We start from the raw sequence: 23,094 nt of genomic DNA, 5'->3' as shown, positions 1-23,094 counted from the left end.
GTCGCCGCTTCTCGCAAAAAATCGCGTTCCTTCTTCACCCGCGTCAGTTCGCGCTTGAGTTGCACAAGTTCCTCATCCCGAGGCGTCCCGGTGCCGCTGAAGGCCACCTTGCCCTGGCTCTGGGCTTCCCGCTTCCAACGGGTCAGCAAGTTGTCCCGGACCCCGAGCTCCCGGGCCACCTGGGCACAGCTCACCCCAGGCTGACTAGCCTGCTCAACCGCACCGCGCTTGAACTCCGCACTGAACTTCCTTCGCTTCGACATGAACACTCCTCATGGCCCTGCATTGGCCTTCTCGTAAGTGTCCGTGAAAACGGGGGTGAACCCATCAGCTCTTCGATTACCTCGAGAGTGGTCAGCGCCCGATTCTGGTACTTGGCGATCGCCTCTTCCAGCTTGTCGGTGAAGTGCTTGGCCTGCAGAGCGTTCTTGGCGCCGCGGGCCTTGACTTGGTCGGCAATAAGCCGCTCTAGGAGCTCTGCCGCGAGGTTCTTTGTGGGCATAGCCTGGATCTGGGCCAGGAACTGTTCGTCCAGGAGCGAGATATCCGGCTTACCCAGGCCCAAGGTGCCGAACACGTCCTTGACCCCTTCAACCAGCACACCCTTGGCCACCAGCTGCCGCAGGGCGGCCTCCTTCTCCATCCGGGATCGAATCTCGCCGGCCCGGGTCAGCTTGATAAGGCACACCCGGACTGCTTGGAAGAACGCGATTTCCTCGCGCAGCGCCATGGCGGGCGCCAAGGTGCCGGCCAAGGCCTGAGCCTTGGTCAGCCTGGCGACCTGGTCCAGATAGGCGCGCACACCGCGATTGCGGCCCCTCTCGTCGGGTTCCGGGTCCACCTGCAGGATGTGCTCCATGGCCGGCCCCAGACGGGCCAGGGCCTTCTTGGGATCGTGCGTGCCGGCGTAGTCGAACCCGTGGAAGAACTCCTTGCGGATGACGTCCAAGCTGTCGAGCAGGATGCCCAGGGCCTGCCCGGAGGTGTCCACCGGTTCGCGGTCGGCTCCGGCATCCTTGGTGTACTGCTTGATCGCCTTCTTCAGCTCCTCGCCGATGCCGATGTAGTCCACGATCAAACCGCCAGGCTTGCCGCGCCAGATGCGATTGGTCCGGGCGATCGCCTGCATCAGACCGTGGCCCTGCATGGGCTTGTCCACATAGAGGGTGTGCACGGGCGGCGCATCGAAACCGGTCAGCCACATATCGCGCACGATCACGAGCTCGAGCGGGTCATCGGGATCCTTGAACCGCTTCTCCAGCAGCTTTCGCTGCGGCTTGTCGGTCCGGTGCGGCTGGAAATGCAGCGGATCGGCCGAATTGCTGGTCATCACAACCTTGATCCGACCCGTGTTGATGTCGTCGCCCTTCCAGTCGGGCCGCAGCTTGACGATCTCTTCGTACAGCCGGACCGCCGCTTCACGGGAGATCGCCACGATCATGGCCTTGCCCGCCACCGACTCCAGACGCGCCTCCCAGTGCGCTACCAGGTCAGCCGCCAGGGTCGCCAGCCTGCCCTCGGCCATGGCCAGCGCTTCGAGGCGAGTCAGGCGGCTGACGGTCCGGCTTTGCTCACCCTCGTCCTCGTCGTCAGTGACCTCCAGGAACTCATCCATGAGCGCCTGCTTCTCGGCCTCATTGAATCGAAGCTCGATGATCCGGCTCTCATAGCTGACCGGAACCACCGCCTCGTCTTCCTGGGCGGCGATCATGTCATACACATCGACGTAGGTGCCGAACACCGCCTCGGTGTCACGGTCGTCCAAGCTGACCGGGGTGCCTGTCATGCCCAAATAGATGGCGTTGGGCAGGGCGTCGCGCATGTACTTCGCCAGGCCGTACTTGGTCTGGCCCGTCTGGGTGTCGATATCCGCACGGAAGCCGTACTGGGTCCGGTGCGCCTCGTCTGCGATGACAATGACATTGGCTCGGTCGCATAGCACCGGCACAGAGGTCTTCCCGGCTTCCGGTGCGAATTTGTTGATCGTGGTGAAGAAGACGCCGCCTGCCTGGACCCCGAAATCTTGTCGCGAAGGTCTTCCCGGCTGTCCGCCTGGGCCGGGACAGCGCGCAGGGACCAGCGGCTATCCGCGAAGGTCTCAAACAGCTGCCCGTCCAGATCGTTGCGGTCGGTCACCAGCACGACGGTAGGGTTCTTGAACTCTGGCCTATCCCGCAACGCCATCACATAGAACAGCGCCAAGAGGGACTTGCCCGATCCTTGGGTGAACCAGATGACGCCGCCCTTGCCGTCCTTTCGGTGCAGCAGGGCGTCGGATGCGCGCTCCACCGCTTTGAGCACACCGTGGTACTGGTGCCACTGGGCAATGATCTTGGTCGTGGCACCGCCGTGGGCACCCCCGTAGGCCACGAAACCCTGGAAGAAGCTGAGCAGGGTGTCTTGCGCCAGCAGGCCCCGAATGAGCACCTCGAGCTCCAGCTGTCCCTTTCCCACCTTCTTGCCATCGAGCAAGCGCCAGCGGGAGTGACGGCCCAGGTCCGCGGTCAGTGAGCCGTAGCGCGCCACGGTGCCGTCGGAAATCACGCTCAGCAGGTTGTAGTAGAACAGCTGCGGGATGTCGGCCTTGTACGTCTGGATCTGATTCCAGGCCGAGCCGATATCCGCATTGAGATCGGCCGGGTTCTTTAGCTCGATCACCACCAGCGGCACGCCGTTGACGAACAGCACGATATCGGGACGCCGGATCTTCTGGCCGTGGATCGTGAACTGCCGCACCGCGAGCAGGTCGTTCGGGCCGGCAGGGTCGATGGCGCGGACGCGCAGCACGGTGCGTCGGCCATCCGCTTCGATGCGCTCCACGGGCACGCCGTTGCGCAGCCAGTCGTAGGCTTCCTTATTGGCATCGACCACGGACTGGCCGCCATAGCTGGCCAACTTCCCGACGGCCTCGTCGACCTCTCCTGGGCTGAGCCCGGGATTGAGTCGCTCAACGGCGGCGCGTAGGCGCGGCTCCAGAACAACATCCGAGTAGCGCGATCGCGCTTCGGGCTCGGAGCTGGGAGATACCGCGTCGCCTTCGACGCAGGTCCAGCCTAAGCCGGCCAGCCACTCCAGGCAGGCATCCTCGAGGTGGTTCTCTTTCATAGCATCCTCATGGCAACGCCTTCACCAGTGGCCGAAACACCGCGTCCATGCGGATGATCCGATCCGCCATCCAGTCCGTGAACTCGTCCCAGCGAGCTTCCTGCTGAAGGGGACTGTCGTTACGCCACGAGACGATGCGGGACTGATGGCGAAATCGCCTTCCAGCCCTTGGCACGCATCCACCGCGAAGGCTACCGCACCTGGGCGGCCGAATGGGTCGAAGGCCGCTTGCTGCATGAAGGCGTGGCGGTCGGCCCCGACGAGAAGGCGGCTATCTGGTCGGCGTTGGGAAGCCTCGCCGGTGCGCCGCTGGAGCAGCGCACGATGACGGGGCTTTCCGTGCTGCTGCAATCGAACACGCTGCGGCAGGCGCTGTCGCCCTATGTGCTCGGCGGTGCCCACGGCAAGCTGCTGGACGCCGACCATGACCGGCTCGGCATGGCCGACGTGCAGTGCTTCGAGATGGAGGAGTTGATGCACAGCAAGGCCGCCGTCATGGCCGTGCTGCACTACCTCTTTGCGCGCTTCGATGAACGCTTTGACGGTGCGCCCACGCTGCTGATTCTCGACGAAGCGTGGCTGTTCTTGGATGACCCGGTGTTTGCCGCGCGCATCCGCCAGTGGCTCAAGACACTGCGCAAGAAGAACGTCAGCGTCATCTTCGCCACGCAGTCGCTGGCGGACATCAAGGATTCGAGCATCGCGCCCGCGATCATCGAAAGCTGCGCAAGCCGCATCTTCCTGCCGAACCCGCAGGCGACCGAGCCGCAGATTCGCACGATCTACGAGGGCTTCGGCCTCAACAGGCGGCAGATCGAAATCGTCGCCACCGCGCAGCCCAAGCGCGACTACTACTACCAATCCCGCTTTGGCAACCGTTTATTCGACCTCGACCTGGGGCCGGCGACGCTGGCCTTTGCGGGCGCCTCCACGCCGCAAGACCAGCGTGACATGGACCGTGTGCTGCTGGACGCCGGCACGCCCGGCTTCGCAGGCGGCTGGCTGCGCCATTGCGGCCTTGATTGGGCGGCCGATCTGCTGCCCTCGTTCCCCGGCCTCGCGCCGGGTTCCCTCTGTACTGCTGACCACCTATTGGAGAACCAGCCATGAAGATCCGTGCGCTTTCCATTTCGCTCGCCGCCGCGCTGTCGGTATCGCTGCTGGCCGTACAACCGGCATCTGCCATCACGGTGTTCGATCCGTCCAACTTCGTCCAGAACACGCTGACCGCGATCCGCACGCTGGAGCAGATCAACAACCAGATCCAGCAGCTCCAGAACGAAGCGCAGATGCTGATGAACCAGGCGCGCAACCTCGCCAGCCTGCCGTCCAGCGTGGTGAACCAGTTGCGCGCCAATCTGGCGACGACCGAGCGGCTGATCGCTCAGGCCCGCGGCTTGGCCTACGACGTGACGAACCTCGATCGGGAGTTCGCGCGGCTGTATCCCGAGCAGTACGCCGCCACGATCAGCGGCGACCAGATGTACCGCGACGCGCAGGAGCGCTGGAGGAACACGCTCAACGGCTTGCAGACCACGATGCAGATGCAGGCACAGGTGTCGCAGAACCTGGGCGAAGACGAAAGCGTGCTGGCCGACCTCGTGGGCAAGAGCCAATCGGCCGAAGGCGCGCTGCAAGCGATGCAGGCCATGAACCAATTGCTGGCCTTGCAGGCCAAGCAGTCGATCCAGTCGCAGCGGCTCCAGATCACGCAAGACCGGGCGGCGTCGCTGGAGCTGGCGCGGCAGGCGGCAGCCACGGAGCGCGCCCGCGAGGTGCGGCGGCGCTTCCTGGGCGACGGCACGCCGTACACGCCGCAGTCCGTGAACTTCTACGGCAACTGACGGGAGGCCGCCATGCGATGCGTCCTCGTCCTGTGTGTCGCGCTGCTGGCCGCTTGCGGCGAGCAGCCGGCCGACCACCTTGCCGATGCCCTGGCCGCCGATCCCGTGCGGCTGAAGGCATTGGGCGCGCAATGCGCGGCCGACCGGCAGGCCACGGGCGAGGACGCTTGCCGTGCCGCCGCCGAAGCCTTCCGGCGGCGCTTCTTCTCCGGCCAGGCCGGGCCGGATGAATACCAGACGCTGGCCGACCTGCCGCCGATTCCGCCGAGCTTCGAGGAACCGGCCGATGGCATGGCGCCGGCGTCGCCGGCCGAACCGGAGGGCACGCCATGAATGACGTGACCATCATCGACCAGTTCCTCAATATCTTCTCCGCCTACATCGACTCGGGTTTCGGGCTGTTGCAGGGCGAAGTGGCCTTCCTCACTGCCACGCTGATCGTCATCGACATGACGATCGCCGGCCTGTATTGGGCCATGAGCCATGCCACCGGCCAGGGCGAGGACGTGATCGCCAAGCTGCTGCGCAAGGTGCTCTACGTCGGTGCCTTCGCCTACATCATCAATAACTTTAACTGGCTGGCCAGCATCGTGTTCCGCTCGTTTGCGGGATTGGGCATCACCGCCACCGGCTCGGCCATCACGATGGAGAACTTCTTGCAGCCGGGCCGGCTGGCGAAAACCGGCATCGACGCTGGGGCGCCGATTCTGGAGCAGATCGGCGAGATGGCGGGCTTTCCCGAAGTGTTCGTGAACCTCGACCCCATCGTGGTGATGTTCCTCGCGTGGCTGGTCGTGGTCTTGTGCTTCTTCGTGCTGGCGATCCAACTGTTCATCACGCTGATCGAGTTCAAGCTGACCACGCTCGCCGGATTCGTGCTGGTGCCATTCGCGCTCTGGAACAAGACCGCGTTCCTCGCCGAAAAGGTTTTGGGCAACGTGGTCGCCTCCGGCGTCAAGGTTCTGGTGCAGGCCGTGATTGTCGGTATCGGCTCGGGCTTGTTCGCTCAGTTCCAAGTCCATCCCGCCGAGCCGTCTATCGACCACGCGCTGGTCATCATGCTGGCCTCGCTCACCTTGCTGGCGCTAGGGATCTTCGGCCCCGGCATCGCCACGGGCCTCGTCTCCGGTGCGCCGCAGCTCGGCGCTGGCGCAATGGCCGGGGCTGCTGTCGGCGCTGCCGGCACGGCCGTCGCCATCGGCGCCGCCGCGACGGGCGTGGGTGGCGCCGTGGCTGCTGGTGCGCGCATGGCCCCGGCTGCCGCCAAGCTGGCCGGTAGCGGTGCGCGCGCCGCCACGTCGGCGGCCAGCAGTGCGAAGTCGGCGTTCCAGGCCGGTTCCGCCGCCGCTGGCGGCGGCGCAAAGGGCGCGATGGCGGGCCTGGGCAACGTCGCCAAGACCGGCGCGCAGGCAGCCGGGCGAGGCGCGGCATTCCGCGCCTCCGCTGCCGGGCAGCGCATGGCCGCTCCGTTCCGTGCTGGCTGGAATGGCTCGACGGCCGACGCTGGCGCGTCAACCGGCCAAGCCTCCGCAGGAGAAGCCCCCGCAGGCGGCGCCACTGCACAGACGCCGGAACAACCCGCCTGGGCCAAGCGGCTGCATCGCCGCCAGCAACTCACCCACGCCGCGACCGCCGCCGCGCACACGCTGCGCGGCGGCGACGGTGGCGGCTCGGGGCAAGGCCCGAGCCTGCGCGGCTCCGACGACTAAAGCGATTCATAAGGAGAACTGACCATGCGATTCGGAAAACCGCAGGTGCGCTATGCCGACACGCCGCAGCCTGCCACGCCGTACCAAGCTGCCGGCCAGGTGTGGGACGACCGTATCGGCTCGCCGCGCGTGCAGGCGAAGAACTGGCGTCTGATGGCCTTCGGGTGCCTGACGCTCGCGCTGCTGATGGCCGGCGGCCTGGTGTGGCGCTCGGCGCAGTCCATCGTGACGCCCTACGTCGTGGAAGTGGACAACGCGGGCCAGGTACGCGCGGTCGGCGAAGCCGCCACGCCGTACCGGCCCAACGATGCGCAGACGGCGCATCACATCGCGCGTTTCGTGACGCTGGTGCGCTCGCTGTCCATCGACCCCATCGTCGTCCGCCAGAACTGGCTCGACGCCTACGACTACACGACCGACAAGGGCGCGGCCGTGCTCAACGACTACGCACGGGTCAACGACCCGTTTGCGCGCATCGGCAAGGAGTCGGTGACGGTACAGATCACCAGCGTCGTGCGCGCAAGCGACACGTCTTTCAACGTGCGCTGGACGGAACGCCGCTACGTCAACGGTGCCGCGGCGGGCTTGGAGCGGTGGACGGCCGTGGTGTCCATCGTACTCCAGCCGCCACGCACCGAAGAACGCCTGCGCAAGAACCCACTGGGCATCTACATCAACGGCCTGTCGTGGAGCCGCGAGCTGGATTCTTCTGAAGGAGCCAAGCCATGAATGATCTTTTCCGTAAATCCGCTTTGCCGGTGATCTTGCTTGCGTTGGCGGGCTGCGCCACGCAGGGCAAACCGCCGCCCGTGATCTCGCTTGATGAGCCAGTGCAGGCCCAGCCACTGCCCGAGCTGCCTGCGCCGGTGGAGGTGGTGGCCGTGCCCGAGGTACTGCCGATGCCGGCGCAGTTGAAGCCATTGCCCGAAGCCGAGGACGCCAAGCCCGCGCCGGAGCCGGCCGACGAGAAGGTGCGCGTCTCGCGCGCCAATGCCGAGGCCCGCGTCGCGCCCACGCGCGAGGGCTATGTCAACGCGATTCAGGTGTGGCCCTTCACCGATGGCGCGCTCTACCAAGTCTATGCGGCCGTGGGCCGCGTGACCGTGATTGCCTTGCAACCGGGCGAGGAGCTGGTGACGGTGGCCGCCGGCGATACCGTGCGCTGGATCGTGGGCGACACGTCCAGCGGCAACGGCGCCGACCTGCGCGTGAACGTGCTGGTCAAGCCGATCCGCTCGGGCCTCAAGACCAATCTCGTCATCACCACCAGCCGCAGGACGTACCTGCTGGAGCTGGCTTCGACGGAAAAGACGTGGATGGCGTCGGTGTCCTGGGAGTACCCGCGCGACCGGATGCTGGCTTTGCAGCGCCAGGCGCAGGCGGCCAGCGCCGCCGCGCCTGTCGATACCGGGCTGTCGCTGGAGAACCTGCGCTTCCGCTACGCGATCAGCGGCAGCAATCCGCCGTGGAAACCACTGCGCGCCTTCGATGACGGCGAGAAGGTCTATATCCAGTTCCCTGCCGGTATCGCCCAGGGTGAATTGCCGCCGCTGTTCGTGATTGGCGCTCAGGGCGACGGGCAACTGGTGAACTACCGCTTCCGCTCGCCGTACTACATCGTGGATCGCCTGTTCGGCGCGGCCGAACTGCGCCTGGGTGGTGACAAGAGCGATGTCGTGCGGATCGAGCGCACGGACGGCGTTGCACGGAGGAACTGACCATGAGCCAGGACGACGCTCCCGACCTTGCCACGCCGCAGCCGGGCAAGGTCACGCCCGAGGCGGTGGCGCTGCGCGCCCAGCCGCGCCCGGTCACGCGACTGAACCGGCGCACGCTGGCCATCCTCGTCGGCGGCCTGTCGGTCGCCGTGCTCGGGGCCACGATCTGGTCGCTGCAACCGCAGCGGCGTGGTGCCAATGAGCAGACCGAGCTTTACAACGTCGATCGCGTGTCGAAGTCCGAAGGGCTGGACGGCCTGCCGGCCGATTACTCGAAGCTGCCGCCGAAAATCCCCGAGCTGGGGCCGCCGCTGCCGGGCGATCTCGGCCCGGCCATCGTGAACTCGCAGCAGCCGGCCGTGGCTGCTTACGCGGCTCCCGGCCACGATCCCAATGACGCCTTGCGCAAGGAGGCGGAAGCCGCGGCGGCTTCGTCGGTGTTCTTCCGCTCGGGCGGTCAAGGCCAGGCCGCCACGGTGGCACAGACGGCGCCGGGTACGCCTGGTGGTGCAAGCGCGCTCGCGGCCTTCGACCCGCTCGCTGCTAGACCGGCCTCAACGGCGGCCCAGCCTGCCGACCCGACCGCCGTGCAGAACCGGCAAGGCCAGAAAGAGGCGTTCCTGAAAGCCGGTTCTACGGAAACCCGCAATTCTGGCAACCTGACGCTTCCGGCTTCGCCTTATCAGGTGATGGCCGGCACAGTGATCGCCGGCGCGCTGGTGACGGGCATCAAGTCGGACTTGCCCGGCGACGTGATCGGCACGGTGACGGAGCCGGTCTACGACACTGCCACGGGCAAGTTCCTGCTGATCCCTCAAGGGTCGCGCATCCTCGGGCGCTATAACAGCCAGGTGAGCTATGGGCAGAGCCGCGTGCAGGTGGTGTGGAACCGGATCATCCTGCCCGACACGTCCTCGCTGACGCTCGACAACCTCGTGGGCACCGACCCGGCCGGCTACGCCGGCCTGGAAGACGACGTGGACTGGCACTGGAAGCGCATCGTCGCCGGTGCGGTGCTGACGACGCTGCTGGGCGTGGGCGCCGAACTGGCCGCGCCGGAGAACCGCCAGGACGGCAACCGCATCGTCATCGCCGGGCGCGATAGCGCCCAGGACAGCATCAATCAGGTCGGCCAGGAGATCACCCGGCGCAACATGAACATCCAGCCGACCCTGACCGAGCGGCCTGGCCTGCCGGTTCGCATCATCGTCAACCGGGATCTGGTGCTACGGCCCTACCAGCCGCTGTTCTTCAATCGGGGAGCTTCGCAATGAGCACGACCAACAAGCTGCGGCTCGGGCCGCTGCCCAAGACCGAGAACGTCAAGCTGACCTTTGCCTGCCCGGCCAGCCTGAAAGCCGACCTCGATCGCTACGCCGCGATGCACGCGCAGACGTATGGCGAGGCGGTCGATGCAGAGAAGTTGATCCCGCACATGCTAGAGGCGTTCATGGCGGGGGATAGAGGATTCAAGAAGGGAGGCACGGACAAGACCGCGCCCCCCTAAACCAAGCTAATCGTGTACTCAGCTCGGCGAATTGCCGAAACGGCTGCCCGGATCGATCAACAGGTTGTTGTCACCCTTCGTAGTGGGAAGCGTCAGGCATGCCTCGAAGCCTGAACCCTGTCCAGGCCTCGGCGACCTTAGAACCAGCGCACTGTCGGTGCGCTGTGCAATCGCCTGAACAATCGCCAACCCGAGACCGCTGCCATCCCTGAGCTTTCCCACACGCTCGAATCGGTCCGTCAAACGGGCAAGAACGTCGCCCGGCACGATCGGTCCATCGTTGGCGACCGTCAGCACGCCATCGTTGGTCAGCGAAACATGGATGGGCGTACCGTCCGCGCCATGGCGCAAGGCATTTTCGACGAGGTTGCGATAGAGGATGGCGAATACGTCGGGGTCGAGGTCCGACATCAGAGGATCGGGTGGCAGCACCAGGGAGATTCGATCCGCGCTCGTGGTACGAGACAACTCGTCGGTCAGGATCCGCGCCACGTGCCGCAGATCCGAGGCGTGCTCCAGACGCAGCCGCCCGCCTTCGGCCCGCGCTAGTTGCATCAAACGTTCGGAGAGTCGCGTCAGGCGCTTGAGCGTCGATTCGATATCAGTCGCGCGGGTCTTAGCCGCCGGGTCTCCCGTTTCCAACCGCAAGCGCTGGGCCTGTGCGATGGCGCCCGCCAGCGGCGTGCGCAGTTCATGGGCAGCATTGGCAGCGAAGCTGCGCTCGGCCTCGAAGGCGGCGCCGAGCCGTCCGAGTAGGCCGTTCAGGGTGTCGGCCACCGGCGCAACCTCTGTCGGCAGTTCATCCACTGGAATCAGCGACAGATCGCGTACCCCACGTGCCGCCAGCCGTTCGCGAAAGCGGCGCAAGGGGGCCAGGGTCGTACGCACGGTCAGCACAATGGCCAGCAACGCAACGGGCAAAAAAATCAACAGAGGCAGAACCAGGCCCATCTGGATCTCACGCGCCACAACCACGCGATGCGCCAGCGGCTCGGCAACAGTGAGCCGGACAGAGCCCTGCAGCGCTTCTTCGCTGTAAAAGCGATGAGTTGTGGACTGAGTGAATCCGATACCGCCCCACGGAAGAAAGACCGCTGGGCTGGCGTCGTGCGACAACAACAGGATGCGTCCTTGGGCATCGCGCACGGCGTAGGTGAGGAGTTCGTCGTGCTCGCGGATTTCGGCCAGGCGCTGGGTCACCCCTTCTTCCTCGCGCCCGAGGATGTCGGCGACGGCCAGCGGCAGGATCCGCTGAGCCGCTTCCTGGAGAGCCGAGTCAAAGACCTCCTCCATGGCATGGCGCGTAATAAGCGCTGTCATTGAAGCAGCACCGATCCAGAGCGCCGTCAGCAGGACGCCCAGCGAGAGCCCCAAGCGCCGCTGCAGGCTTCGGGGCATCCTCATGCGTGCCCCAACCGATAGCCCAGTCCGCGTTCGGTCACGATGATCTCGGCGCCCAGTTTCTTGCGCAGGCGGCTGACATGCACCTCAATGGTGTTGCTCTCCACCTCGGTGTCGAAGGCATAGAGCTTTTCTTCCAGTTGTGTCTTCGAGAGCAACTGGCCAGGCCGGGATAGAAAGGCCTCGAACAACGCCCATTCGCACGCCGTCAGCGGCACCAAGTGGCCGTCTCGGCGGATGCTGCGTGCGGCCAAGTCGATCTGTAGCGGCCCATGGGTAAGGATGGGATTGGGATTGCCGCTGTACCGCCGCGCGACCGACCCGATGCGCGCCGACAGCTCTGCCAGATCAAACGGCTTGACGAGGTAATCGTCGGCGCCAGCATTCAGCCCCTCGATCCGGTCCGACACCTGATCCAGCGCCGTCAGGATGATGACCGGTGTGACCACGCCCCGCGCGCGCAGGCGCCGCAGGAAGGGAATGCCCCGGCCATCCGGCAGCATCAAATCGAGCAGGGCAAGGTCGTAGGGCACACCCGCGATCGCGCTGTCTCCCGCATCCAGGCGGCGCACCCAATCCACAGAATGGCCATCGCTCGCAATCTGGTCGCGCACGGCTGCACCGAGCACGTCATCGTCTTCAATCAGCAGGACACGCATGGAACCTTTCCTCTATAGGGGCCAACGCAACGGCATACCTGACGACAACCTGAAGATTTTTTCTTTCAGGGCTCAGGCTGCGGTCACGTTGGCAGAGCATCCTCAAGCCATCAAGGATAAAGGAGCTCACCATGAAATCATTCCTACCGATTGCCGTGATCATCGCGTTGACCGCCTCTGGCGCCGCTTTGGCCGATGACGATTGCCGCCGACCCATGGCCGAATGGCAGTCCCGCGAAGCCGTGACGGCCCATGTTACGGCCCTGGGCGTCACGGCGGAGCGCTTGCGCATCGACGATGGCTGCTACGAAGTCCATGGCCGGGATAGCGATGGCAATCGGGTCGGCCTGAAGATCGACCCCACCTCGCTGGCCATCCTGAAGCTGGAGGTTCGCTTCCGCTCCGGCGCCGATGCGGTGCGCTACCTGCCTGCTGTACGCGGCCAGGCGGCCAAGACGAGCAAACCCGCGGACGACAGGCTGCAACGTGCGCCTGTCCCGGTGACGCCAGAGGGCTCACGCTAGTGGAGCGCGCTATGTACCTTGCCGGGCCCATGCTGGCCACCCTGGCTGTTCTGTACGCCGCCGTGCTCGGTGCTCAGACCTATGCTCCCTACGGTGCAGACATCGCACTGGGTATTGCACTCGGCGCGGCATCCATTGCCGCAATGAGTCTGACCTTGATCCTGTCCACACGCCCGCGTTGGGCCGAGCCCCTATTTGGGGGGCTCGATCGGATGTATAAGGTTCACAAATGGCTGGGAATTGCCGCACTGGCCCTGATGATCGGCCACAACACCTTCGAGCCCGAGCTAGAAAATGTTGTGCGCGAAACGCGGCTGGGAGAATTTGCTTCGGACGTCGGTGAAGTCGCATTCAATGGCCTCATCGGGCTGATCCTGATCAGTTGGATCAAGCGGATTCCCTTCACTCGGCTGGAGTTGCCCTGGTCGATCTGGCGCTTCACTCACCGCTTCACCGGGCTTCTGTTTGCCGTCGCCGCACTCCACCAGTTTGCCGTCGACAAGCCCTCCGGCCTGGACGGCACGCTGGATCTATACCTGAACGCATTGAGCCTGGCCGGGTTGGCTGCTTGGTTGTTCATGCAGTTCGTCGCACCGTACCTGCGTCCGCGTGCCTTTGTGCTGGAGAACATCGACCGGCACGGGTCGGTCGCGGAGGTCACGCTGCGCCCGGAAGGTCGTGCCCTGCGCTGGCGACCGGGTCAGTTCGCTTTCCTGTCGGCCCCCGATGCGGGGATGGCCGAGGCTCATCCTTTCACCATCGCGAGTGCTCCGCGTGCGGATGGTCACCTGCGTTTCGGCATCAAAGCCCTGGGTGGCTGGACCCGGCGCCTGCCCGAACGTCTGGCACACGGTCAGCGCCTGCGGGTCGAGGGGCCCTACGGTCGCTTCGTTTTCCGCAAACGCGCGCGGCGCCAGGTCTGGCTGGCCGGCGGTATCGGCATCACCCCTTTCCTGGCCTGGGCCGAGGCATTGACCGATACCGACCAGCAGGAGATTGCTCTGGTCTGGGTGGTGACAACGCGGACCGAGGCTTTCGCCGCCGAGCGCTTGGCCGCCATCGCCGCGCGCCATGCCGGCCTGACGGTGCATATCGTGGCCAGCGCCGAAGACGGGCGCTTCACAGCGCAACGGTTGACCCAACTGGTGCCTTTCCCACTGCACGAATCGGAGTTGTTTTACTGCGGACCGACAGGGCTGCGCGATGCCGTCGTATCTGGGCTCCAAGCGGCGGGACAGCGCCCGCGCCGCGTTCATCACGAGGCGTTCGAGCTGCGCTAGACGGCCCCACACCTCCACCAACGACATCGCCTCATTTGCAAAGGAATCATCATGAAAAAACTCGTCTCTTTCCTGGTTGTATCCACCGCCCTGGCACTGCCTGGCCTGGCTGCGGCACGTCCGGTCACCCTGACCACCACACTCAAAAACTATGGGGGCGATGGCGCCTATCTGGCGTTGTACCTGACCGATGCGAACGGCGCCTATGTACGCACGCTGTGGGTCGCGGGCAAAAAATCAAAGTACTACAAGCACCTGACGGACTGGCATCGCGCCACCGGCGGCAAGGGCCCGCAGATTGATGGCATCACCGGCGCCAGCGTGGGCGCAGGCCGCAGTCTGAAGGTGACGGTGGATCTGGCCGACGCCCTGTTCGATGCGGGCTACAAGTTGAACGTGGATGCCGCCGCCGAGGACATGCAGGACAGCCCGCGTGATGTGTCGGTGCCGCTGACAACCGCAGGCGCTGGCAAGCCCGTTGCGGGGCGGCGCTATGTCGCCGATTTCAGCTATGGGCTCTGACGCTGATTGGAGGCCTGCGCGATGATGCGAATCCTGCACCGCTGGCTGGGCTTGGTGCTGACCGTCCTGCTGCTGGTCACGGCGCTGAGCGGCGCGGCGCTGTCGCTGTTTCCGGCGCTGGAGTCGGCCCGCACCGTGCAGCCGGAAGCCACGCTGACCGTGGCCGATCTGGCCGCGCGGGTGCAAGCGGCGCACCCGGGTCTGGAACAGATCAGGCGCGCGCCCTCGGGACAGATCAGCGCATGGTGGTTCGATGGCGACCAGCCGGGCTCGGCGGTGATCAACCCGGCCACGGGCCTCGACGTGGCCAGCGCCGATCCGGACTCACTGCGGCGCTGGCTCACCAACCTGCACCGCTCGCTCTTTCTGGGCGACGGCGGTCGCTGGATGGTGGCGACGGGCGCGCTGGCGATGCTGCTGCTGGCCCTCTCCGGCGCGGTGCTGGTAGCCCGCCGCACGGGTGGCTGGCGACGCTGGTTCACACGCCTGCGTGGCCCGCTGCTTGGCCGCTTGCACACCGACATCGCGCGCGTGGCGGTGCTGGGTCTCGTGCTGTCTTCGGTGACCGCGCTGTGGATGGCGGCCGAAACCTTGGAGCTCGTCACGATCGACACCGCCAGCCTGGAAACGCCAGCCGCGGTCAGCGGCCAAGCCGGCCTGGCGCTGACCGAGATGCCCGCGCTGCGCGCCACGCCGGTGGCCGAGCTGCGCGAGTTGAGCTTTCCCGCCGCAGACGATGCACAGGACATGTTCACCCTCAAAACCGAGCGGGGCATGGGGCATGTGGACCAAGGCACCGGCACCCTGCTGGACTGGCAAGACCTGGGTTTGAGGCAGCGTGCGTCGGAGACGGTCTACATGCTGCACACCGGGCAGGGCGCCGCCGCCTTCGGGCTCATCTTGGGCCTGATGGCACTGGGGGTGCCGGTGCTGGCGGTGACGGGGGTGCTGACCTGGCTGCCCGGATGGCGCAACCGCCCCAGACTCCAAGGCAACACAGCGCCCACGCAGGCCGACACCATTGTGCTGGTGGGCTCCGAAGGCGGCAGCACCTGGGCTTTTGCCGCCACGCTGGCGCGCGCTTTGCGCGACGCCGGGCAGTTGGTTCACGTGGCCCCCATGGCGGGCTTTGCGCCCGCACGCTATCGCCAGGCCCGGCGCTTTGTAGTCCTCGCCGCCACCTATGGCGAGGGCGATGCCCCAGCCTCGGCCAAGGGCTTTCTCGATCAACTCCAAGCCTTGAAGACCGTGCCCACCGCACCGCTGGCGGTTCTGGGTTTTGGCGACAGCAGCTTCCCAGCCTTTTGCGCGTTTGCCCGCGCCGTGGATCAGACTGCCCAGGCCAAGGGCTGGCCTGCCTTGATGGCCTTTGACACTATCGACCGCCAATCGCCGCAGGACTTTGCCCACTGGGGCCGCGCCCTGGGCCAGGCGCTGGGCATCGAACTGGAACTCGCTCACCAAGCGGCTGTGCCGGCCACCCAGACGCTGACCCTGTTGGCTCGCAGCGATTACGGCGCGGCCGTGCAAGTACCGATGTCGATCTTGCGCTTTGCGTTGCCTACGGCTTCCTTCTGGCAGCGCCTGACGGGCCAGCACTTCACGCGCTTCGAACCCGGCGACTTGCTGGGCATCGTGCCCGAAGGCTCAGCGGTCCCGCGCCTGTACTCGCTGGCCTCGGGCGCGCGCGATGGCTTCATCGAAATTGTCGTGCGTCGGCATGTCGGCGGCCTGGCCTCGGGCCAACTCACCCAGATGGAGCCGGGCCAGACGGTTCGCGCTTTCTTGCGGCGCCATCCGGGCTTTCATGCAGGCCCGGGCCGGGCGCCGCTGATTCTGATTGGCGCGGGCACCGGCGTGGGGCCTCTGGCGGGCTTCATCCGCAACAACACGTCAGACCGTCCCGTGCACCTGTTCTTCGGGCTGCGTCACCCAGACAGCGATTTCCTCTATCAGAACGAATTGTCGAGCTGGCAGACCGATGGCAAGCTGGCGCATCTGTCCATCGCCGTCTCACGCGGGGAGCGGCCGCAGTATGTGCAGGACGTGCTTCGGCTGCAGGCACCACAGGTTGTGGCGGCTATCCGCCAAGGCGCCAGGATCATGGTGTGCGGCGGGCGGGACATGGCCCGTGGCGTGACGGAAGCACTGACCGACATCTTGAAACCCGCTGGGCTGACGCCCGCCATGCTCAAAGCCGGGGACCGCTATGTCGAAGACATCTACTGAACTGATCCGCCATGCGTTGAATGGCCCCACCATGGGCACGCGCTGGTCTGCCCTGTTTTTCGCCGTGCCGGGATTCGACACCGGCCCGGTGCAGGCAGCCTTGCAGCAGGCAACCGACGAGGTGGACGCACAGATGTCCACCTGGAATCCGGACAGCGACCTGATGCGCCTGAACCGGGCGCCGGTAAACACACCGGTTGTGGTGCCTGATGAACTGGCTCAGGTACTGGCCCTGGGCGTGGCCATCGGGCGCGCCTCGGGCGGCGCCTTCGACATCGGCATGGGTGATGCAGTGCAAGCTTGGGGTTTCGGCCCGGAGGCCGTCAATGAAGAAGGCATTCGCCGTGCCCTGTCCGCGCCACGCCGCCCTGCGCACGAGACGCTGGAACTGGCGGGTAGTCGGGTGCGCAAACGCGAGGCCATCACGCTTGACCTGAATGGCATCGCCAAGGGATACGGAGTGGATCGACTGGCGCAGACCCTGCGCAGCTTTGGCATCACCGCGGGGCTGGTCGGCATCGACGGCGAGATGCGCGCGCTGGGCCTGCGGCCCGGTGGCGAGGCATGGACGATTGCGGTCGAGGCGCCCGATCCAGACTGCCGCGCTCCGAATTCGATCCTGCGCCTGCAAGATGGCGCTGTCGCCACCTCGGGCGACTACCGGCATGGCGTGACGGTGCAGGGCCGCCGCTTGTCGCACACAATGGACCCGCTGCGGGGCGCGCCGCTGCTGTCTTCGCCAGCGTCGGTCACCGTGCTTGCCCCGACCTGTGCAGAAGCCGACGCCTGGGCCACAGCCTTCATGGTGACAGGCTCCGAAGCCGGGTTGGCACTCGCGGCGCGGCAGGGACTGAGCGTGTTGTTCCTGATACGGGATGGCAGGGGTGGGCTACTGTCAAAAGGATGCGGATTGTTCCAGGTTGAGGACCGAAGTCGGCGCACTGCACAATCCATTTGATGCTGAAACCGACGAGCTACGAATGCGGATTCGTGGGCTATGATGATGTGGCAGGCTCGTCGTTGCTCAGCAATCCAGCACGACGCAGCGCGATGTGTCCTTCTCTCCCGATGCTCCTATGTAGCTCCTAGCCTACGAAGCCGCCATTCTGCAAAGCGGCCTTGAAAAGAGCTAACCTGCTGTCCCATATACGGTTTCAAGCCCTGCGTGATCTGTACGAAGGGCTTGACACCGGAACTTTTTTGCGCCGTAATTCTCGCCCTGTCCCGGTTGTCCGCTGCCAAGTACTCCGGGTTCTGTTCGGGTCGGAGACCGGCCTGGCAGTTAGGCCGCTTTGGGTCGGGAGCGCGTAAGCTTCCCCGGTTGGTAGACACCCAATAAGTAGAACTTTCTGGCATCTTTTCCCCGCCAGGAGGTTGTATGAAGAAGTCGAAGTTCACCGAGACCCAGATCATTGCCGTACTCAAGCAGGGCGACGCCGGGGTGCCGATCAAGGACCTGTGCCGCCAGGCCGGGATCAGTTCGGCGACCTACTACCAGTGGAAGTCGAAGTACGGCGGCATGGAGGCGTCCGAGCTGCGGCGCGTGAAGGAACTCGAGGCCGAGAACTCCAAGCTCAAGCGGATGTACGCCGAGCTGGCCCTCGACAACGCCGCGATGAAGGACCTGATCGCAAAAAAACTGTAGGGCCGGCGCAGAAGCGCGAGGCGGTGCGCTTCCTCCTGGAGGAGCACCAGCGGCCGTTGCGCCGGTCCTGTGACATGGTCAGGCTATCCCGGGCGGCGTGGTACCGGCCGCCGCTGGACTGGACGGTCCGCGACGCCGAGATCATCTCGGCACTGGCCGAGCTGGTCAAAGACCGGCCGGCCCGAGGTTTCTGGAAGTGCCGGAAGCTGCTGCGGCGCCGCCGGCCGGAATGGAACCACAAGCGCATCTATCGGGTTTACAAGGCCATGGGATTGAACCGCCGCCGCGCTGCCAGGCGCCGCCTACCCAAACGCGAGCGCGTGCCGCTGTATGTGCCGCGTACGCCGGATTCGGTGTGGTCGGCGGACTTCATGTCCGACGCGCTCGCCTGCGGCCGCCGGTTCCGGACTTTCAACGTCGAAGACGACTTCAACCGCGAGGCGCTGCACATCGAGGTCGATACCTCGATCTCGTCGCTGCGCCTGGTCCGGATCTTTCAGCGGCTTCAGCGTGAGCGTGGGCTACCGCAGGTGCTGCGGACCGACAACGGCCCGGAGTTCCTGGGCGAGGCCTTCACCGAGTGGGCCAAGAACCAGGGCATGGCCATCCAGTACATCCAGCCCGGCCAGCCGAACCAGAACGCCTACATCGAGCGGTTCAACCGCACGTTCCGGGAGGAGGTGCTCGACCAGTACCTGTTCCGGCGCCTCGAGGACGTCCGCGAAGCCGCTTGGTGGTGGATGCTCGAGTACAACGAGCAACGCCCCCACGATTCCCTCGGCGATATGACGCCCGCCGAGGTCCGCCAGCAGTACGAGGAAAGTTCTACTTTTGCTTTGTGTGCTTGACGGGGAAGCTTACGGCGGAAGTGGCCGGCTGCCCAGGCTGCCCGCGGGCAGCACCAGCGACTTGACCAGCCTCGAGCGGTACCGACAGTTTAGTCAGCCGGCACACGCAGCTGGCGGGCCTACCTGGTCTTCTTTCGAAATGGGGTTACGTTTCCAATCCTGGGATGTGTCTTTGGCCTTGCTCTGCTCAAGGCAATTTGAAGCGCGGCGATTGCGCTGTCCTTTATCTTCGCCTGCTGTTCAAGTTCAGACACGCGCTCTTTAAGGCTTTTGACAACCTCCTTCATCGATCCAATTCTCACCGATCTAGAGCCTTCGGACAGAATTCGCGATCTGATATCAGGAAGCGCGCAGCCCGCGTGTCCGACGTAGGTGCGGCTTCGACCAGACTCCATTGCCGCCGTAGTTGGGTTCAGCACAAGCTTGCCCTCACGCTGGCGCGCAACCAAATCTGGGTGCTTGGGCCTCCCTTTCTGAATTCTTGTGATCGCCTCGGAGAAGTCTTTCCTGATCCGTTCGAGGTCAATGCGCGACATTTTCGCCCCCAGGCTTACTTCTGCGCGCCCCTTCAATCGCACCGAGAAAATGCTCCGCAATTTTCATGCGTTGCTCAACCACCCTGAACTCCTGCTCTCTGCCCTCTTCACGTGCGTCGGTCATGGCCCGGGAGTACTCTTCGTACGACTCTCTCCAGTACTGCTCGTGATCAAGGCGGACATACAGGCATTCACATCCTGCGCACAAGGACGGGGTTCTGACGGCAAGATTTGGTCTCTGATTGGACCATGAAGTTTCATTCGCGACCTTCCTGCACCTGGACCTCTCCGGCATCAGCGACATAAGGCAGCTGCCGTGGGGAGCGTTCCAGATAGCAATTTCGTGCGTCTTTACGTAGTTCGTCAGCTTCTCATCTAGCGTCTTTCCCGGCTGAGATCTGATTGTCTTGTTCATCTGCTGCCTGTGCTCACTAACCAGTCTCGCCAGCGGGCCGGCCACCTCCTGCGCACCGCTAGTGAGTTCCATCAGAATGTCTACGCCAGCCTGTACATGGGCAGCTTCAAATGAAATCTTCAGCGATGGGTCGTTGCCAATGTATCCGCGTAGCGTCATGACCTCGGACGCGTGCTTGAAATGCTCTGATATGGCTGGAAGCAGACGCGGGTCCGTTCGAAACAGATGCTGTGCGAATGTCGGCCTCCATCGGTGCGCTCGAAACTGCATGATTAAAGCGACTTTCTGATCCTTCGACGGGGCGATGTCAGATAAATCAACAAAGTCATACATGAACTCGCGCTGCCAAACCGTGAGTGTTGACGATGTAAGCAAGCCCACGGATTCCGGTTGTCTTGGCAGCCCCCTTGAGGCCGAGAAGGTTAGGAAGACGTTCTTGATTCCGGCAAGCTCTCTCCATGGCTGCGAAATCCTGGCTGCATACGACAGCGCTTGTACAACAGGTGGAATAAAGGGATCGCCAACCGGTCGTGCGCCAACTACCCATCGGGTACTCTCCTTACGCCCCTTCGCAGTCTCACCCGCAACATAGAAGACCTCAAAGAGGCCATCCTCTGTGATCTCCCTCTTGATGCAAGTTGGCAGTCCATCTTCCCCCAATGCCTCTGTTCGGATGCTGCAAAGCTCGTGGGCTCGCATTCCCGTCAGCGCTTGGGTTAGGACTGCTGCCGCTCGGAGGACGCTTACAATTAGCCGCCGAAGCTGCTGGACTGGCGTCAGTTCGACGTCGCGTCCGTCTAGCGGCGTGTAGGGCCTCTGTCCCACTATAGGAAAGCCCCAGGGGACCAAGGTGCCTGGGTCGCTTTTGAACGAATATGTTCTCAGCGCCTCGTGCAGTGGTTCGGAGTACGAGACGTAGTCAGTTCCGGATTCGCCTTTTTGCACTACCGCATAGTCATCGACCATATCCAAGGCCAGCATCTGTAAGCTGATGATGTCCTCGGCGAAACCTTCCAAATATCGTTGCGCGACAGAGACTACGGGGATGAAGACTTCGTCGGGGATGGGCTTGAGCCTCCCTAGCCGTCTCAAGCCCATGCTCTCCTGAACGACTTTGTTCGCACTCGGCTCATTGTCAAAGGGGGGCTCTGTCATAAAGCTGGCGCCAGCCCGTTCCATTGCACTGCGGCAGTCGTAAATCTTTCGCATAAGGATGATCTGCCGGTGTCCGCTGGCAACCGTCATCTCTCGCTTACGGCCACAGCGACCTTTGCGAACCTCATGATCGGCCCCGTAGTCGTTCATCAGCCAATCGACATAGTTCCACGACATCTCATTGTCGATATCGCTGATTCTTTCGAGGCCCTCCTGATGCATCCACTCGATCAGGTTCGATAGAGACGACCGCATGGTTGCCATGGAGCCTGGACCGAGACGCTCGGTTCCCCGTGGGGCGTTTATTTCACTGCTGATGAACTCCATCAGGTCATTCAGCAGTTCTTTGGGGCCGTGATCCCAGAGGTTTGAACCATCGCGTCGCTGCACCTTTCGCCAATCTAGTGTGGATCCAGCACTCTTCTGGCCCGGCGTGTTGTGAACCTGCCTCCATTCAGGTTGATTGAACGGCGAGAGTGGCGTAACCATTCGCACCGAACCGGTCTGAAGCCCTGTGCTCCTTCTTGATCTTTTCATGTCGTCGGTCTACTGGAGAGGCGGAAGATTGGATAACTTCATTCTCTCGGCCTTGGAGAGAGCGTCTTCGGACGTGATCGCTGGCAGCCAGATTTCATCAAGTGCATTGAGAATTGGTTCGAACCTTGCTTTCCACGCTTCCGGGCCAACGTCCGTTCTTGCGCGTATGGCCAGCTCTCGGAGCTGAAGCATCCGGGCAAGCGCATATCCCTCGTCCCTGTCAGGTTGTGTCAAGGGGCAGGTGGGGCAGAAGCCGTAGGCCGAACAAAGCCGCCCTTGCTTCTCAGAAGGAATGGGGCTGTTGAATGGATCCAAGCAAAGGAAGCCCGGCGTTGCAGAGCGCCGATCCCTGGTCTTTCCTTCGGCTCGTTCATCAATTGCACCTTGTGTTCTCAACCATCTCTCTCTGGCCGCCATAGCCCCTGCAAGAGCGCTCTCGTCTTTCCTCTTGGCATCGTCACTCCTGTATGCCGGGTGTGAAGTTAGCCAGTTCACGTGACCTAGCAGCATCTCCACGGCGACGGGGTTGCCTGGAAAGACGTTTCTTGCAAGATCGGCTCCTGTCGCACGAATTATCCTGGTACCCACATTTCTATTCATTCCTAGCGTCTTGCAGAATGCTGGCGCGTGCTGATTGAATTCCGGGCTATCGCGTTTGATTGGATCAAAGATCGGTTTAATGATCTGCCTTGATCCTCTGTCCCTCGGCACAAATGCGAAGATGTTCTTCGTCTTAGTATTCGCGGCTGTTCGAGCAGCTTTTGTCCAGTGGATCAGAAAGGTAACAATGGTCGCCGGGTTGTCCCGGTCAGCCGTAACCGGGAAGGACCTAGGCTGGATGTGTCCACTCGCCCGCGGCTTCGCGGGCATGAAGATGATCCGCTCCTGCCCGAGATATGTGGAACGTCGGATGTTCGTATTCGAGAGCTCAAGCAGCGTCTGCTTGTTGAAGTTCGTGATAGCTGCAAGAAAGTAGATGAATGGTGTTAGGTCTTGGGCACTTGGATGCATCGCTTTCCGGACGCGCGTATAACCCGCCCGATCCACCAGCTTGAACAGCTTCTTGTCCTTGCTCTTGAGGAAATTCCTCTCAGGGAGAATTGCATACTTCTTCTTCGCAGTGACCTGCCCCCAGTAGCCGTACCAGCCATTACTGGGAGAGCCCGGGGTTGAAGGGTACTGCGGTGGGGTTGGTTTGGGTTCGATGATTGGCGGCAAACTGGGCCGGCGGGATGCGTCCGCAACTGCTGTGCGGTCGGACTTGGTTGTAGTCGCGGCGCCACTCGGCGAGGACGTCGCGGGATTGAGCCAGCGACGTGAACCAGTGCTCGTTGAGGCACTCGTCCCGGAACTTGCCGTTGAAGCTCTCGATGTAGCCGTTCTGCATGGGTCGGCCAGGCTCGATCAGCAGGTGTTGGATGCCGTGCTGCTGCGTCCATGCGATGAAGGCCCGGCTGGTG

20 protein-coding genes and 3 pseudogenes are annotated in these 23,094 nt (G+C 63.9%); 14 read left to right on the top strand and 9 right to left on the bottom strand.

Annotated features, from left to right (window positions below; all coding sequences use genetic code 11):
* From G582_RS17680 to G582_RS18590, 3 genes and pseudogenes are all read right to left on the bottom strand, one after another.
* Positions 1-263: pseudogene (locus tag G582_RS17680) on the bottom strand (transposase); the annotation flags it as partial.
* Complete coding sequence (locus G582_RS18595; protein WP_282705144.1) at positions 191-1,984, bottom strand: type I restriction endonuclease subunit R; 1,794 nt, start codon at positions 1,982-1,984, stop codon at positions 191-193. The gene G582_RS18595 and the pseudogene G582_RS17680, both read right to left, overlap by 73 nt.
* Before the next feature lie 44 nt (positions 1,985-2,028).
* A pseudogene (locus G582_RS18590) lies at positions 2,029-3,105 on the bottom strand (type I restriction endonuclease); the annotation flags it as partial.
* A gap of 138 nt (positions 3,106-3,243) precedes the next feature.
* Between G582_RS18590 and G582_RS0112850 the strand changes: the two are divergent.
* From G582_RS0112850 to G582_RS0112815, 8 genes and pseudogenes are all read left to right on the top strand, one after another.
* Positions 3,244-4,215, top strand: a pseudogene (locus tag G582_RS0112850) (TraG/VirB4 family ATPase); the annotation flags it as partial.
* Positions 4,212-4,949, top strand: a complete 738-nt coding sequence (gene trbJ / locus G582_RS0112845; RefSeq protein WP_028840168.1) for a P-type conjugative transfer protein TrbJ — start codon at positions 4,212-4,214, stop codon at positions 4,947-4,949. The pseudogene G582_RS0112850 and the gene trbJ, both read left to right, overlap by 4 nt.
* 12 nt (positions 4,950-4,961) lie before the next feature.
* Positions 4,962-5,282: a hypothetical protein gene (locus tag G582_RS0112840; RefSeq protein WP_028840167.1), complete on the top strand. Its 321-nt coding sequence runs from the start codon at positions 4,962-4,964 to the stop codon at positions 5,280-5,282.
* On the top strand, positions 5,279-6,658 hold the full coding sequence (gene trbL / locus G582_RS0112835; RefSeq protein WP_028840166.1) for a P-type conjugative transfer protein TrbL: 1,380 nt from the start codon (positions 5,279-5,281) through the stop codon (positions 6,656-6,658). Before G582_RS0112840 ends, trbL begins: the two co-directional genes overlap by 4 nt.
* 24 nt (positions 6,659-6,682) lie before the next feature.
* Positions 6,683-7,387 (top strand): conjugal transfer protein TrbF, encoded by a 705-nt coding sequence (trbF, locus tag G582_RS0112830; protein WP_028840165.1) that lies wholly within the window; start codon positions 6,683-6,685, stop codon positions 7,385-7,387.
* Complete coding sequence (trbG, locus tag G582_RS0112825) at positions 7,384-8,376, top strand: P-type conjugative transfer protein TrbG (protein ID WP_028840164.1); 993 nt, start codon at positions 7,384-7,386, stop codon at positions 8,374-8,376. The genes trbF and trbG overlap by 4 nt, the downstream gene beginning before the upstream one ends.
* 2 nt (positions 8,377-8,378) lie before the next feature.
* Complete coding sequence (locus G582_RS0112820) at positions 8,379-9,650, top strand: TraB/TrbI/VirB10 family type IV secretion system protein (RefSeq protein WP_028840163.1); 1,272 nt, start codon at positions 8,379-8,381, stop codon at positions 9,648-9,650.
* Positions 9,647-9,883 (top strand): DUF2274 domain-containing protein, encoded by a 237-nt coding sequence (locus tag G582_RS0112815; RefSeq protein WP_028840162.1) that lies wholly within the window; start codon positions 9,647-9,649, stop codon positions 9,881-9,883. The genes G582_RS0112820 and G582_RS0112815 overlap by 4 nt, the downstream gene beginning before the upstream one ends.
* 18 nt (positions 9,884-9,901) lie before the next feature.
* Here G582_RS0112815 and G582_RS16675 read toward each other — a convergent pair whose 3' ends face one another.
* Both G582_RS16675 and G582_RS0112805 read right to left on the bottom strand, forming a co-directional pair.
* The gene (locus G582_RS16675) at positions 9,902-11,281 is read right to left on the bottom strand and encodes an ATP-binding protein (protein ID WP_211219374.1); all 1,380 of its coding nucleotides are present in this window, start codon (positions 11,279-11,281) and stop codon (positions 9,902-9,904) included.
* 2 nt (positions 11,282-11,283) lie between these two features.
* On the bottom strand, positions 11,284-11,943 hold the full coding sequence (locus tag G582_RS0112805; RefSeq protein WP_028840161.1) for a response regulator transcription factor: 660 nt from the start codon (positions 11,941-11,943) through the stop codon (positions 11,284-11,286).
* 131 nt (positions 11,944-12,074) lie between these two features.
* Here G582_RS0112805 and G582_RS16670 point away from each other — a divergent pair, with 131 nt between their 5' ends.
* The 6 genes from G582_RS16670 (at position 12,075) to G582_RS0112770 (ending at position 18,991) form a co-directional block, all read left to right on the top strand.
* On the top strand, positions 12,075-12,467 hold the full coding sequence (locus G582_RS16670) for a PepSY domain-containing protein (RefSeq protein ID WP_083961215.1): 393 nt from the start codon (positions 12,075-12,077) through the stop codon (positions 12,465-12,467).
* A 29-nt stretch (positions 12,468-12,496) separates the two neighbouring features.
* Positions 12,497-13,747: a ferredoxin reductase family protein gene (locus tag G582_RS0112795; RefSeq protein WP_211219372.1), complete on the top strand. Its 1,251-nt coding sequence runs from the start codon at positions 12,497-12,499 to the stop codon at positions 13,745-13,747.
* A gap of 51 nt (positions 13,748-13,798) precedes the next feature.
* Complete coding sequence (locus G582_RS0112790) at positions 13,799-14,269, top strand: DUF2271 domain-containing protein (RefSeq protein ID WP_028840159.1); 471 nt, start codon at positions 13,799-13,801, stop codon at positions 14,267-14,269.
* Positions 14,270-14,290: 21 nt separating this feature from the next.
* Positions 14,291-16,498, top strand: a complete 2,208-nt coding sequence (locus G582_RS0112785) for a PepSY domain-containing protein (protein ID WP_028840158.1) — start codon at positions 14,291-14,293, stop codon at positions 16,496-16,498.
* On the top strand, positions 16,479-17,456 hold the full coding sequence (locus G582_RS0112780; protein ID WP_028840157.1) for an FAD:protein FMN transferase: 978 nt from the start codon (positions 16,479-16,481) through the stop codon (positions 17,454-17,456). Before G582_RS0112785 ends, G582_RS0112780 begins: the two co-directional genes overlap by 20 nt.
* A gap of 420 nt (positions 17,457-17,876) precedes the next feature.
* A protein-coding gene (locus tag G582_RS0112770) for an IS3 family transposase (RefSeq protein WP_169380644.1) occupies positions 17,877-18,991 on the top strand; the annotation gives its coding sequence in 2 pieces (ribosomal slippage) (positions 17,877-18,129 and positions 18,129-18,991; 1,116 coding nt in all).
* Between the two features lie 119 nt (positions 18,992-19,110).
* Here the strand turns inward: G582_RS0112770 and G582_RS18055 are convergent.
* The 4 genes from G582_RS18055 to G582_RS0112755 form a co-directional block, all read right to left on the bottom strand.
* Positions 19,111-19,527, bottom strand: a complete 417-nt coding sequence (locus tag G582_RS18055) for a hypothetical protein (RefSeq protein ID WP_156880515.1) — start codon at positions 19,525-19,527, stop codon at positions 19,111-19,113.
* Entirely contained in the window at positions 19,514-21,424 is a 1,911-nt protein-coding gene (locus tag G582_RS0112765) for a hypothetical protein (protein WP_028840154.1), read from the bottom strand. The genes G582_RS18055 and G582_RS0112765 overlap by 14 nt, the downstream gene beginning before the upstream one ends.
* 219 nt (positions 21,425-21,643) lie before the next feature.
* Positions 21,644-22,852 (bottom strand): hypothetical protein, encoded by a 1,209-nt coding sequence (locus tag G582_RS18050; protein ID WP_156880513.1) that lies wholly within the window; start codon positions 22,850-22,852, stop codon positions 21,644-21,646.
* The coding region (locus G582_RS0112755; RefSeq protein ID WP_028839954.1) for an integrase core domain-containing protein at positions 22,785-23,094 on the bottom strand (310 nt) is incomplete at its 5' end. The genes G582_RS18050 and G582_RS0112755, both read right to left, overlap by 68 nt.

The sequence above is a fragment of the Thermomonas fusca DSM 15424 genome, assembly GCF_000423885.1.
GTDB lineage: Bacteria > Pseudomonadota > Gammaproteobacteria > Xanthomonadales > Xanthomonadaceae > Thermomonas > Thermomonas fusca.
Note: the sequence above shows the minus strand (reverse complement) of the source record. Positions and strands in the feature narration are given on the sequence as shown.

What these genes read in the sequence shown, in the direction of transcription:
- trbJ (WP_028840168.1), top strand. Translation starts at nt 4,212, where the DNA reads ATGAAGATCCGTGCGCTTTCCATTTCGCTCGCCGCCGCGCTGTCGGTA.
- G582_RS0112840 (WP_028840167.1), top strand. Translation starts at nt 4,962, where the DNA reads ATGCGATGCGTCCTCGTCCTGTGTGTCGCGCTGCTGGCCGCTTGCGGC.
- trbL (WP_028840166.1), top strand. Translation starts at nt 5,279, where the DNA reads ATGAATGACGTGACCATCATCGACCAGTTCCTCAATATCTTCTCCGCC.
- trbF (WP_028840165.1), top strand. Translation starts at nt 6,683, where the DNA reads ATGCGATTCGGAAAACCGCAGGTGCGCTATGCCGACACGCCGCAGCCT.
- trbG (WP_028840164.1), top strand. Translation starts at nt 7,384, where the DNA reads ATGAATGATCTTTTCCGTAAATCCGCTTTGCCGGTGATCTTGCTTGCG.
- G582_RS0112820 (WP_028840163.1), top strand. Translation starts at nt 8,379, where the DNA reads ATGAGCCAGGACGACGCTCCCGACCTTGCCACGCCGCAGCCGGGCAAG.
- G582_RS0112815 (WP_028840162.1), top strand. Translation starts at nt 9,647, where the DNA reads ATGAGCACGACCAACAAGCTGCGGCTCGGGCCGCTGCCCAAGACCGAG.
- G582_RS16675 (WP_211219374.1), bottom strand. Translation starts at nt 11,281, where the DNA reads ATGCCCCGAAGCCTGCAGCGGCGCTTGGGGCTCTCGCTGGGCGTCCTG.
- G582_RS0112805 (WP_028840161.1), bottom strand. Translation starts at nt 11,943, where the DNA reads ATGCGTGTCCTGCTGATTGAAGACGATGACGTGCTCGGTGCAGCCGTG.
- G582_RS16670 (WP_083961215.1), top strand. Translation starts at nt 12,075, where the DNA reads ATGAAATCATTCCTACCGATTGCCGTGATCATCGCGTTGACCGCCTCT.
- G582_RS0112795 (WP_211219372.1), top strand. Translation starts at nt 12,497, where the DNA reads ATGCTGGCCACCCTGGCTGTTCTGTACGCCGCCGTGCTCGGTGCTCAG.
- G582_RS0112790 (WP_028840159.1), top strand. Translation starts at nt 13,799, where the DNA reads ATGAAAAAACTCGTCTCTTTCCTGGTTGTATCCACCGCCCTGGCACTG.
- G582_RS0112785 (WP_028840158.1), top strand. Translation starts at nt 14,291, where the DNA reads ATGATGCGAATCCTGCACCGCTGGCTGGGCTTGGTGCTGACCGTCCTG.
- G582_RS0112780 (WP_028840157.1), top strand. Translation starts at nt 16,479, where the DNA reads ATGTCGAAGACATCTACTGAACTGATCCGCCATGCGTTGAATGGCCCC.
- G582_RS18055 (WP_156880515.1), bottom strand. Translation starts at nt 19,527, where the DNA reads ATGTCGCGCATTGACCTCGAACGGATCAGGAAAGACTTCTCCGAGGCG.
- G582_RS0112765 (WP_028840154.1), bottom strand. Translation starts at nt 21,424, where the DNA reads ATGGAGTTCATCAGCAGTGAAATAAACGCCCCACGGGGAACCGAGCGT.